The sequence below is a fragment of the Parapedobacter defluvii genome (assembly GCF_014642075.1).
Lineage (GTDB): Bacteria > Bacteroidota > Bacteroidia > Sphingobacteriales > Sphingobacteriaceae > Parapedobacter > Parapedobacter defluvii.
This window is the reverse complement of the sequence record NZ_BMIK01000039.1, coordinates 1-11,923: the sequence shown is the minus strand read 5'-3', so window position 1 is coordinate 11,923 and position 11,923 is coordinate 1. Positions and strand designations below refer to the sequence as shown.

Sequence of the window (11,923 nt, the reverse complement as noted above, 5' to 3'; positions counted from 1 at the left end):
TGATTCATGATAACCTTCGCTTTTTTACCGCAAAGGTGTGTTATTCACCCGGGGCATGCCCCGGGTGAATAACACCGAAGCAGCCTGCCATCACTCTGCACTGTTTGTTGCCGAAGTTGTGTAGGTATTGTTGCCGATTATTGTGTACCCTTATTTGCCAAAAGTTGTGTATTCTTATTTACCGATTACACTGATATTGTCTAGTCATTTAAGCATTTGTGGTTACTAATGTTTGGTTAAGATAATACCATCGATAATTGCATTTCACAATCTTCGTACGTTTGTTAATCTTGGAAAAATTCAATCCTGTTTATCATAAATGGCCAAAAGATTGAATTATTGGTATAGTAACCCTCTCTTTTTTCGGACAGCTGTTTAGGCGATAAAAATCATTTAATATCGATTTTTAGGTTATGGTGCCCAATGATAAGACGTTTTGTAAACAGCTTCGGTTTTTGAAGCAAAAGTTTCCGTGTCTGAATGCCACATATTTACATTATCTTTAATTGTAAATCTTACGGAATCCAACATATTGTCATAAACCTTTCGCGAAATAAATATGGAACACGGATAGTCACGAACATCCGATAATTTCGCTGCGAAACTCGGAGGTCTTCCAATCCATATCAAATCGTTATTATTTCTTATTCCGGCACGGACCGCCACGCATTCTCCGGTATCTATGCCCACGCAGTGCCTTATGTCAATTGAATTGTCACGGATTGACTGAAATTTTTCTTTTGACTTGGGGTCGATAATCTTATTTACCACCCAATTTAGCGCAAACGCGCATCTAACAGCATTTGTATTTTTATTACCATCCATGAAGACACCCATAACCCGGTCTCCATCGAAACTTCTTATTTCCCCATTGTAATACCTAATCAATCGTGTAGCACTATCCAAATAAGCCCTTATTATCTTAGCTGTTGTTTCCCAGGGACAATGCCGTGCAAGCAATGATGAACCAGCCAAATCTGCATAAAGGAAAGTTGCATTTACTTTTACGGATCCATTCTTTAAGGTGACACTGTCGGTTGTTGGAATAACAGTTCCGTCACGCTTATCCCATGCTATGTTTAAAATGGCAGAAATCTCATCGGTTAGGTTATCTGAAATAGCCATTTCTTACGTTAAATAAAGTTTTGACAAATAAATGGAAATACCCCAAGGTATCGCGGATAGTCCAATGAAAAATATTGCATATTTCAGATATGCAAATTTGCCACAAAGTATCACCGAATTTATATGAATTTGGTGGAGCAGGTCTTCCAAATATTTTTCATTAGTTGTGTTTTTAAACTTGTCACTAAAATCAGAATAGTCAAGTTTACTTATTGTTCCAAAAAACAAAAGCGATTGATTTGGAGCAAGTACCTTAGGAGACTGAGCCAAATAGACACATCCTAAACACAACAAAAGGAGAAGTAGAGTAAGCCCGAATGAGATATAAGCGAAGCAAGTCCAATTTGCCATTATTCCACTTGCATTGGCAAGGATTCCAAGCATGGCTATTGCTATCCCAGCAACAAATATTATCCGGGTGTCATAGCGTGAAGTCCACTCGAGCTTACGTTGGAGATTTATCTCGGCTCTTGCAATAGTTTCTTTGATATTATCCATAATTGTAGGCAACACAAATATATGCTAAATTTTCATCTACTTCCAATTCTACATTATCCTATCATAAGTTTTTACGTTACACGAAGCTATGCGCTTTATAGAATTTGATTACCATGGTCTTTCGAAAAACGCTTTATCAAAAATCTCTTTTTGCTCCTGAAATAAAGAGGCGTTCATGTTTCTTAGATTAAGTTGATTTTTCTTCCCGAAGGCCCTAGCCAGCATGGCTAAAGGCGTCAAGAATAAATAAAAAACCAACATCAGCAGAATATTAGGAATTATCAGTCCGAGTATTCCGGCCAACTTTGTCCAAAGTCGATCGATGGCCTCAGTCACTGAATTAAAAAGTAATCCTGATATTCCCACCGTCAATGCAAAAAAGATCGCGATTGCCGAATTTGTAATCAGGTAAACAATCAGAAGAAGCAACGTAACGATCAACACGGTTGCAATGGGATTATCCTTTAATTTAGTCATATATAAGCAGCTAAAATAACGTATAAATAAACGGTGCCACAACACTATTCCCTGCAAATACGATCAAAAAGCCAATTAACAACAGGATGAATATCAACGATGCTAACCAATACTTTTTTCGGTGCCTTAAATAACCCAGAATATCTTTTATAAATTCCATATGAGTATGTATTTAGGGAAGCTCAACATTTAGTCTTGTGTTTTCTCCGATTTTCCCCAACCGGGCTGCATAGCTTTTGAATAGACAAAGTCTCCAATGACCAAATAATCCATTGCCGTGTTCATGAAGCAACGATAAGCATCGGTTGGTGAACAGACTATCGGTTCATCTTTGACGTTGAAACTCGTGTTCAATAGAATACCATGGCCAGTTATATTTTTAAAGGCATTGATCAGTCCCCAATATCTCGGATTTTCTTCTTGGCGAACCGTTTGAAGCCGTGCGGAGAAATCCAAATGGGTAATGGCAGGGAACTCGCTACGCTCTAAATAGATCTTGTCCTGAAGGTTGAGATTGTGATAATTTTCCGGCAGTGCCTTTCTCCTTTCATTTTGTACTGTAGCCGTTAAAAGCATGTACGGAGACCTACCATCAAATTCGAAATACCTGTCTACATCCTCTGCTAATACCGAAGGTGCAAATGGCCGGAAATTCTCTCGGAATTTGATTTTTGTATTTAGTAGCATTTGCATTGCTGGATTTCTGGCGTCTGCCAAGATACTTCGGTTTCCCAATGCCCTCGGCCCGAATTCCATCCTACCCTGGAACCAACCGATTATATTTCCTTCGGCCAGTTCCTCTGCGATAAAGCCGGCTAAATCTAAAAAACTCTCATATTTTGTATAGACGGCTTTCGTTTTCCGGTTTAGGATGTTGATTTCACTATCGGTATACTCCGGACCTAGATATGAACCTGCCATCTGATCCTCATCATCAGGAGGTCTCTTGACATCAAAATACATATGGGCCACAGCTAGCGCTGCTCCCAGCGCCCCACCTGCATCTCCAGCAGCGGGCTGAATAAATAGATTTTTAAATAGCTGTTTCTTATAAAGTTTGCCGTTAGCTACACAATTTAGTGCGACGCCGCCTGCTAGGCATAGCGAATCCGCACCGGTAATGCTTTTCGCTTCCAAGGCCATTTTAAAAACGACCTCCTCGACCACAGTCTGTATGGCTAATGCAAGATTACAATGGTGCTGCAATATGCCGTCAGTAGGTTTCCGCCTTTTGAAGCCAAATAGCTCCTCCCATTTTCTGTGATTGACCATCCGCAGACCTGTTGCATAACCGAAATAGCTTTGATCAAGCCATAGCGACCCGTCTTCTTTAATATCAGCTAACCTGGTCCTGATTGCCGATATGTACGTATCGGTCTCTTCCGATTGCGGATCGCCATACGGCGCTAAGCCCATTACTTTATATTCTCCTGAATTCACCTCAAAACCCAGGTAGTATGTAAAAGCGCTGTAAAGCAAGCCCACAGAATGAGGAAATTCCATTTCCTTTAGAATTTTAATGTTTGCCCCCTCTCCTATGCCGATGGATGCTGTACTCCATTCCCCAACTCCATCAATCGTTAGAATCGCAGCTGTCTGATAAGGAGAAGCGAAAAACGCACTTGCAGCGTGCGATAAATGATGAGCCGAAAACAATAGCTTCAATTTCTTTTTATCATAGTGTCCGATTTCTTTTAGGCCGTTATAGATTACTCTTTTTAGAAACAATTTCTCATTCAACCATATGGGAATCGACTTTAAGAATGAAATAAGTCCTTTGGGCGCAAATGCGTAATAGGTTTGAAGAAGCCGTTCAAATTTGAGTAACGGCTTATCATAAAAAACTACGGCATCTAGGTCATCGATGTCCAATCCGGCTTGGTCGAGACAGAACGTTATTGCGTTTGCTGGAAAATCGGCCGTATGCTTTCGTCTGGTAAATCGCTCCTCCTGCGCCGCTGCAATGATTTTGCCGTCTATAACAATCGCAGCTGCAGAATCATGATAAAACGCCGATATGCCCAATACCCTTGCCATACGCCTGCTAAAACTTGAAATATAAAAACTCCTGCCCGCCCATATCGCCCAATAGAATAATGGACAGGAGGCATATACAAACGAATAATGATTCCACCAAAAGCTTGCGTTTCAATACCGGTGAGCTAACTTGGGTATTTATAAATTTGGAAAGGGCATGTGAAATGACAAAGGCTACCGATATAACAAATAAATAAACGATATTAATGCCGCTAAAGTAATAATCATATGTCATCGATACAGACCAATCACGAATTGTGAACATTTTGCTTACCATCCCGTAAAGACTGTGGATATTTTCGGTCCTGAAAATTAGCCAAGTAAACGAGATCATAAGAAAGAACAGGAACCACCTAAATGGCTGAAATATCTTGAAAGCTTGGGTGGAAAGTTGATTGTACCCATAGTTTTTACATTGACGTCTTATAATGTCTTCAACCAAATACAGAACAGCGTGTACTCCGCCCCACAACAAAAAATTAATTGTTACTCCGTGCCATATTCCACTTACGAGAAATGTTATGAAAATAGCGAAACAGAATCGGATAAAGGTGAACCTATTTCCTCCTAACGGAATGTAGATGTAGTCACGCATCCATCGCGACAGTGTAATATGCCACCGATGCCAGAACTCCCTAAAGGATGATGCGCGGTACGGTGCAACAAAATTAACATTGATTTTAAAGCCTAAAACGCGGCCGACACCGATCGCGATAAGTGAGTACCCCCAGAAATCGAAATAGATTTGAAAGGAATAAAGCAACGCAGAGATGAATAACGAAAGCCCATCAAACTTATCCCAAGCATTAAAGATTGGCGTGATGATAAGCGAGATTTTATCGGCGATAATCAGCTTACAAAAATAACCGTGCAATATCGTTTTCAATCCGGAGACAACATGTGCCGAAGTAAACTTCCCTACCCTTTGAAATTGCGGGATTAGTTCGCCAGCGCGATGTATTGGGCCAGACGCGGCCTGAGGGAAAAAACTCAGATATAACGAAACATCTCTCAATGTCAGAGGTTGCACATATCGTCCTCTGTATAGATCAACCAATAAGCTGATTGCTTGTAGTGAGTAAAATGAAATGCCAATCGGCACGGCGAGAATAGCTAAAAGGTTTCCTTCTGAAAAGTTTATTGGTGGCCAATCGCCTAACAGAACCGACGCATATTTTGTGGTAAGCAATAATACGACTATACATCCAATACCCAATAAGAGTCTAATCCGACTCATAGCTTGCTGTTTGTTTGACTGAGATATCAGATAGGTTATTGCAGTAACCAGAAGTAAGAAAGCGAGGTGATGAACTCCAGCGTAAGCATAGAAAAAGTAACTCCCGATTATCAATATCCCTATTTTGATTCCGGTACTTGGAATCAAGTAGTATGCTATGGTAAACAGCAAAAAGAATATAAAAAATGAAATGGAGTTAAACGGCATATAGGTCAGTCTTTTAAAGAAATTTTAAAAATACCGTTACGCAACCCATATGTAGCAGCGTAGTACACGTATTTGCCCGATGGCGAGAATGTAGGATCCCATTCATTGCCCAGACTACGAGTTAAGGGATAGCTTTTGCTGGTTCCCAACTCCAACAAAAACAAATCCCAATTACCGTGTTGTTTCCCTGCGTAGATCAGTTTTCTTCCGTCTTTCGAAATGGCAGGATCCCACTCATCATAAGGCGAATTAGTAATGTTCTTTTTGATTCCATCTGATAACGTATATTCGAATACGTCAAATTGATTGTCAACTTCTTTCGAAATGAAGTAGAGTTTTTGACTATCAGGAGAGAAGATAGGTCGCCAACTTTCATAGTCATCGGTAGTTATATAGGATTTTTCACCTGTGCGGAGATCATAAATCACAATACGGGGGTTCGATAGATAACCTGAATTTTTTGCCTGTACCCATTCTGCATAGGCGATCCTATTTCCCTGAAAGTCAAATGCCGGGATTGCCCCAAAGACGTTTTCTTGATTTGTGATATATCGCCTATTGCTACCGTCGATATTCATCAAGACAACTTTCGTATTGTTCGCTGACTGATTGCCTTCTGTGCAAACCAATTGGGTTCCGTCTGGAGAGGTCCACGGATGGATTTCGTCGACACTGTTCCACGTTAATCGACGGATATTTTCGAACAAACTATCGGCGATGAATAGCTCCATATTACCGTCTCTAAAAGACTGGTAGGTAAGCGAATTGTTATCTCCTCCAACAAAAACCGGATATCTATCGCCAACGTTTAATTTGCTTATTAAGGATGGTACACCATATGCCTGGTCGTTCGAAGCAAACTCCATGTTGGCCAAGCTTTGGGCAATCCGGTCATGCCCAGCTACATTCAAGTGCTCGTCAAATTGGAAAAAAAGATGGCTGCCAGTATCCGTAAAATCAGAAAGCAAGTCGAGGTGTTTCACTTGATTCGCGTCACAAAGCTCGGCCATTAACCGGTTTGGAAAATCTAAATCTAATTTTGATGCATCAATATTGAAATTCGTAATAACTTCATCCAAATACTTGTAGTAAACCTGTTCTTTAGTAGGGATTTGGATGACAACCAGTTCAGCTCCATCCGCTTTCACTTTTTCAGCTAATTTTTCAAAATATAGCTTGAAGTTTTTCAAATCCCGTTGTTTTTTTTCGGATTGCTCCTGATAAAATACATTAAAATTTCTATTGGATTTTTCGTCGGGATAGAATGGCTCCGTCCACCTTCCCAACGGAAGCTCTGCAGGATTTGCATACTTGAACCCGTATAAAACGAATCGAGCGAAATTCGAGTGTTGCATCAGGTAATCGGAGAATCCAAATTGGCGCTTATCCACGTTCATAAAATCATTGAAGTTGCAGATCTGAAGAAATACTTTTTTAGCACCGAGTTTACTCCCTTCATGAATATAGTAGTAATATTCGTCAATTATACCGAGTCCGCTAATCCCTGCGTTTACGATAATTTTATTCGGAAAGTAATCAAACAGTTTGCTCGTATAGAGTTCCTCGTATTGGACCTGTGCGCCCTGTGTGTAGGAATCACCGATGAAGAGCCAATCTGCCGCACCAACTTCAGTTTCCGGATCGTCTTCCGCACCTATTCGGAATCCTTGTTTGTTGGTTTTGTATTGCACTAGGAATTCTTTATCGCGAAAAGTTTTATCGAGATAAGGCTTATTGAAATAGTAGTTGTGCTTTACGTTATAAAGGTCTTCAATGATGTAATCGGTGAACCTATAGGTAAAAACGGCCTCCGCATGCAGTAAGATTGAAGCAACGATCACTAAATTAAACAGCAAGATACCGATTGGCTTTAGGCGTCTATTTTCTACCAACAAAACAAACAAGCCAACGATAACCAATGGAATGAATAAACTTGGCGCTAATCTACCGATTACGAGATAAAAGACAACGGGGTTTACAAGTAGTAGGATAGCAAGGACTAGGGCAAATCTTTTGAAAGTTCTTTCATTATTCGTTGGGTTAACGTTGTTCATAAGTTGATGTAATAAAGCGCTTAAAATATCATTTTGCGATAGCCTTTATTTTCCCGCTATGTTTTTTGGATGTCGCAAACACGCCGCCGCATTCCGCTACTAAGCTACATCTGCTACATTCATTTAAATATTCCTGCTTCCAGTCTGAAATTGATTTACGAGCAAATTTCCAAAGCGACGGTTTCAACAAACAAAGCTGTAAATTGTAAATCGATACCGCCAGACCCATTCCATCTAAAAATGAGACCGCCTCTTCCAATTCGTCAGCATATTCACTCGGCTCCATCCAAAGCAAATCGCTATTTTTAGGAGTATAGCCGGTATATTCTAACCCCATCAAGGCAATATGCTCAACAAACGGCAAGTTCATAAAAATATACTTCGCCAGCGAAGGAAGTCGTTTGTAGGTTTGTTTATGTAAAACTATTCTCAATTCGAGCCGCTGCCCATAACGGGCCATATTGTGGAAGCCCAAAATAGTTTGGTTAAAAGCTCCTTTCGCTTGAACAATGTAGTCATGTTGCTGGTAATAATCGGAATATAATGGGATGCCGAAAACTAAATTCGGATTGCAGACTTTCTGGATAGCCTGCGCTACGTTCTTCCATGCAAAACTTCGCCCGTTCGTCAGAATGTGGATGGCGGTATTAGGAAGATATTCGGTTATCAGTTCCAAAAGTGTGATAAATCTACTCCCTAAAATAGTTGGCTCTCCCCCTGTAATTCCCAATTCTTTCAGATCGGGAGGTAGCATCCTGATAAGCTGGGAATTAATCTCAAAAAAATAATCTAAGTCATCGGTGTTCTTAGGAGGCTGGGAACACATCAAGCAATTGCTATTGCATCTATCTGTTATAAATAGCGTATTGTGCGCTGATTGCTCCCGGAATAGCGAACTTATTGTGCCGTTTGGACTGATTAACAGGATATCCCCAATTCCGAAGTCTTTTAAAGAGGGAATGGCCGCAATTACCAGATGACGCTCCAATGGCGGCACACCTGTGGAAAGCAACACGGTTTTATTAAGGCTGGGTGAAAAGCAAACCAACTCGCCCACGGCATTTATATAAGACACCTTAATCAAAGTCTCTGTTATATTTATGGGTATGCCTCTGGTTCTAAGTTGAATCATTGTTACTGATACCTTGGCCTATTATTTATCCATGAATTAAAAATGGGCATCAATGCTTTTCCGTCTGAATCGAGCAGATCAAAGATGTGCCTTATTATCTCCATGTTCTTGATACAGAAATCTGACGTTGGCCGGTAACCTTCAAAATCTCCTTGGGCTGCGTAGTGAAATACCGGGTCCGCACCGCAGTAAGATTGAAGGCCGCAGTCTGCGCAACCCGCCAATGATTCATTTGACCAATACTGACTGAGGAACCTTGCCTTTTCACCATAGAATATTGATCGGTAGTTATCTTTTACATGTCCAAGCCTAAATGTAAAATCACCCTGTTCAGCGAGCATTCGCGATTCATCCGTAGCATATACATAACCATCGTAATTGAAAACAACAACGTTATTTATCATGCCCGCAGGAGATTGAAGGTCGACATAGCTCACCGGAAATGGTGTAAGTATCTTTTTTAGTATGATAGTTGTGTAATCTTCAACAAAAAACACCCCCTGTTTATTTAACTCAATGATATATTTCAATCCTTTTTTATAGAATTCGAGATACTTTTCAGTATGGTATCTATTTTTCTTTGAGTTCTTTAATGCAAAGCCATATGGGCTGATTGGTCTGAGGAAGATATTCGAAAATCCATTTTCAATGTAATTATCAATAATTTCAATTGGATATTCTAAACTTAAGGATGTTGTTGTCATTAAAGCAGACACTTGATCTTCACCAAGCTGATTTCTGGCCCTATTGATTCCATCAATTACCATTTGATAGCTTTTTGCTCCAGACTTCGGTCTATTAGCATTATGCAAGAATTCCGGCCCATCTAATGAGGTTGATATGATAATTTGATGTTCCTTACAAAATTCCAAAATCTCATCCGTGAAGACTGTGGCGTTTGTACACACCACAAACGTGATGTCTTTCTTAAAGGTCTCATTTAATTTAAGCGCATATTCGACGCCGAACTTTACGCGATCAAAAGCTAGTAGCGGCTCCCCGCCTTGAAATTCCATAGTTATGGATGGAGATGGAGAACGGAACATGTGTTCTATTCCGCTCGTCAAATCTTCAATGGATATATCGAACTCCTGTCTGTTTTCGGAGACTCTTGATACCTGGCAATAGTGGCAGGAATGATTACAACGTAGTGAAACAACAAAAATATGAAGCGCAGTAAAGTCGTCAAGAAACGATTTCTTGGTGCGATATCTGGTTGCTAAGACATCAATCAAATCAGGAATTGGCTTGTTTGAAATGAAAGAATTCGCAAAAAGGTCTTCATAAAGCAGTTCGTCCTTCTGTATATCCCTGCTAGCTATCCTCCTTGCAGTCCCAATTGGGACGATTAAAAAGTCGCCAACTTCATTTACCAGAACTTCCTTTTCGTCGTTTATTCTATGAAACTTAAATGGAAGAAGAAAATATTCTGAAAATTCAGCTTCGTAAAATTCTGGTCCTTTAAATTTCCGGAAATCTTTTGCTATCGGCAATTCCATAGGCAATTATCTCTCAGTTAAGGCTTGACGGGATCAAACCCCGTCGGATCACTAATGCCCCCCGGAGGATTTTCGTCGAAGGCATCATCATTTGCAAATGCTTTAGCGATAAGCATTGCTCGGATATGCTTGGTTTCGTCTGTGATAATCTCCCTCGTTCTAAAATCAATCAAATCCCTCTTCATACTTGCTATGACATCTTTTAAATTCAAACTTTCAGTAGGATCAGACAATGTGATAACAAAGCTAGTGTCGTCTTTGTCAAAATCTACAGATAATCGTGCCGCCCACCAGTATAGGCATTTATGTATGACTTTTTCGCCATATAATTCCCGGTTGACCTTCAGCTGGGCTTTATGACTATGCAGAAAATCAACGACCATTTATTTTTCCTTTTTCAAATAATACACGGTTAATGCTCCACAGACACCATCGGCTTTCATTCCGTTGTCTATCTGGAATTGCTTTACTGTCGCTTCAATCGTTTCGTCATAGGTGTAAGAGCCGGTCACCTGTGTTCTTCCATCATCGAGTTTAAGGTATTTTTTCTTTAGAAAAATATTGATTAGCTCCGTCACATCCGTTCCTGACATCCCCAATTTCAGTGTTCTAGCACCAAGTTTGAGTGCTGTAGCACTTATTCCCAAATTACTCTCCGTACTTCTTGGGGGCGAGATAAGCGGGTTTGGTCTGACCACACTGCCGCTGCTTCCTGAACTACTGGAACCGCTTGAGCTTCCCGAGCTCCCTGATCGACTAGAGGAACCACTGGAACTGCCCGATCGACCCGATCCGCCAGAGCTACTTGAATAATGCGACCTATGGGAGGAATGAGAACGGTGGCTGCGATGTGCCATAACGCTCCACTCGTCGGTGTTGCTTTTCTTTAGTATCAATTTTTGCTGTAGATTACTTGATTTTTCCAATAGTAACGCACCTTCTCTATCGCCAATATCAGATAAGTAAACTCCGTTACTAGCGATAGAACCGCTCACATCCTTCGCCACGATCCCCGCCAAAGAACTTAAAAAGACTTTCCTTAATAAGAATGAAAACTTAGAACTCATGGTTGTTTTGTAGAAGTTTATAGCCAAATATATTTATCGCGATTTGGTATGATATATCCCGTGGTATCCTTTTGTTTAGCTGTTCTATCAGACACCGACCCACGTCTACATTCGCGGTAGGATCCGAAGACTAAAAAACGGTAAAGGAAACGCTTACGCATGGCGGTAGACAGGGATAATGTTGATGACTGTTTGTTTGTGCTCTTTTGTATCAGGCCTTTTAGTTTATAAAAGTCGTTGTAACACGCAAGGTAATACATCGTTCTGAAATTTGCAAATACTGTTTATGCTACGAAAGTAAGTGAATGGGATGGACGGACATTACGTGAAACCGGAACATCCTTATTAGCCTAACAAGATTGCCGCCAAAGACTGAAAAACTTCGCTTACTGTATCTAACTTTAAAACGCCAAAAATAGTTATTAATCAGCCTAGGGTAGGTTCCATATCAATCCACTCTTTGACAAAGTTAACTTCCTCTTATCAAACAGCTCATTCATTATCATCGTATCCGCCCTATGAACTACATGTTTGATTTATGAGCCATAATCTTATAGTTCTGCGGATAGAGGTCTTTCAGGTTCTTATGG

11 protein-coding genes are annotated in these 11,923 nt (G+C 40.4%); all 11 read right to left on the bottom strand.

Going from position 1 to position 11,923, the window contains the following annotated elements; all coding sequences use genetic code 11:
* Positions 1-411: 411 nt before the first annotated feature.
* The 11 genes from IEX60_RS24470 to IEX60_RS24425 all read right to left on the bottom strand — a co-directional run bounded on the left by IEX60_RS24470 (position 412) and on the right by IEX60_RS24425 (position 11,333).
* Positions 412-1,125, bottom strand: a complete 714-nt coding sequence (locus IEX60_RS24470) for an adenylate/guanylate cyclase domain-containing protein (protein ID WP_188754026.1) — start codon at positions 1,123-1,125, stop codon at positions 412-414.
* Positions 1,126-1,128: 3 nt separating this feature from the next.
* Positions 1,129-1,623, bottom strand: a complete 495-nt coding sequence (locus IEX60_RS24465; protein ID WP_188754025.1) for a Pycsar system effector family protein — start codon at positions 1,621-1,623, stop codon at positions 1,129-1,131.
* A 108-nt stretch (positions 1,624-1,731) separates the two neighbouring features.
* On the bottom strand, positions 1,732-2,100 hold the full coding sequence (locus IEX60_RS24460; protein WP_188754024.1) for a hypothetical protein: 369 nt from the start codon (positions 2,098-2,100) through the stop codon (positions 1,732-1,734).
* A 10-nt stretch (positions 2,101-2,110) separates the two neighbouring features.
* Complete coding sequence (locus IEX60_RS25235) at positions 2,111-2,260, bottom strand: DUF5989 family protein (RefSeq protein WP_373285086.1); 150 nt, start codon at positions 2,258-2,260, stop codon at positions 2,111-2,113.
* A 29-nt stretch (positions 2,261-2,289) separates the two neighbouring features.
* A complete protein-coding gene (locus tag IEX60_RS24455; RefSeq protein WP_188754023.1) occupies positions 2,290-4,137 on the bottom strand; it encodes a carbamoyltransferase family protein in 1,848 nt (615 codons plus the stop codon).
* A 7-nt stretch (positions 4,138-4,144) separates the two neighbouring features.
* Positions 4,145-5,581 (bottom strand): MBOAT family O-acyltransferase, encoded by a 1,437-nt coding sequence (locus IEX60_RS24450; RefSeq protein WP_188754022.1) that lies wholly within the window; start codon positions 5,579-5,581, stop codon positions 4,145-4,147.
* A gap of 5 nt (positions 5,582-5,586) precedes the next feature.
* The gene (locus IEX60_RS24445; RefSeq protein ID WP_188754021.1) at positions 5,587-7,437 is read right to left on the bottom strand and encodes a PD40 domain-containing protein; all 1,851 of its coding nucleotides are present in this window, start codon (positions 7,435-7,437) and stop codon (positions 5,587-5,589) included.
* Between the two features lie 226 nt (positions 7,438-7,663).
* On the bottom strand, positions 7,664-8,710 hold the full coding sequence (gene hxsC, locus IEX60_RS24440) for a His-Xaa-Ser system radical SAM maturase HxsC (protein ID WP_229717782.1): 1,047 nt from the start codon (positions 8,708-8,710) through the stop codon (positions 7,664-7,666).
* Positions 8,711-8,769: 59 nt separating this feature from the next.
* On the bottom strand, positions 8,770-10,266 hold the full coding sequence (hxsB, locus tag IEX60_RS24435; RefSeq protein ID WP_188754019.1) for a His-Xaa-Ser system radical SAM maturase HxsB: 1,497 nt from the start codon (positions 10,264-10,266) through the stop codon (positions 8,770-8,772).
* Between the two features lie 17 nt (positions 10,267-10,283).
* A complete protein-coding gene (hxsD, locus tag IEX60_RS24430) occupies positions 10,284-10,649 on the bottom strand; it encodes a His-Xaa-Ser system protein HxsD (RefSeq protein WP_188754018.1) in 366 nt (121 codons plus the stop codon).
* Entirely contained in the window at positions 10,650-11,333 is a 684-nt protein-coding gene (locus IEX60_RS24425; RefSeq protein ID WP_188754017.1) for a peptidoglycan-binding protein, read from the bottom strand. It abuts the gene before it with no gap.
* Positions 11,334-11,923: the final 590 nt, after the last annotated feature.

Bases quoted from the DNA above. Each gene is read 5' to 3' on its own strand.
- IEX60_RS24470 (WP_188754026.1), bottom strand. From the start codon at position 1,125: ATGGCTATTTCAGATAACCTAACCGATGAGATTTCTGCCATTTTAAAC.
- IEX60_RS24465 (WP_188754025.1), bottom strand. From the start codon at position 1,623: ATGGATAATATCAAAGAAACTATTGCAAGAGCCGAGATAAATCTCCAA.
- IEX60_RS24460 (WP_188754024.1), bottom strand. From the start codon at position 2,100: ATGACTAAATTAAAGGATAATCCCATTGCAACCGTGTTGATCGTTACG.
- IEX60_RS25235 (WP_373285086.1), bottom strand. From the start codon at position 2,260: ATGGAATTTATAAAAGATATTCTGGGTTATTTAAGGCACCGAAAAAAG.
- IEX60_RS24455 (WP_188754023.1), bottom strand. From the start codon at position 4,137: ATGGCAAGGGTATTGGGCATATCGGCGTTTTATCATGATTCTGCAGCT.
- IEX60_RS24450 (WP_188754022.1), bottom strand. From the start codon at position 5,581: ATGCCGTTTAACTCCATTTCATTTTTTATATTCTTTTTGCTGTTTACC.
- hxsB (WP_188754019.1), bottom strand. From the start codon at position 10,266: ATGGAATTGCCGATAGCAAAAGATTTCCGGAAATTTAAAGGACCAGAA.
- hxsD (WP_188754018.1), bottom strand. From the start codon at position 10,649: ATGGTCGTTGATTTTCTGCATAGTCATAAAGCCCAGCTGAAGGTCAAC.
- IEX60_RS24425 (WP_188754017.1), bottom strand. From the start codon at position 11,333: ATGAGTTCTAAGTTTTCATTCTTATTAAGGAAAGTCTTTTTAAGTTCT.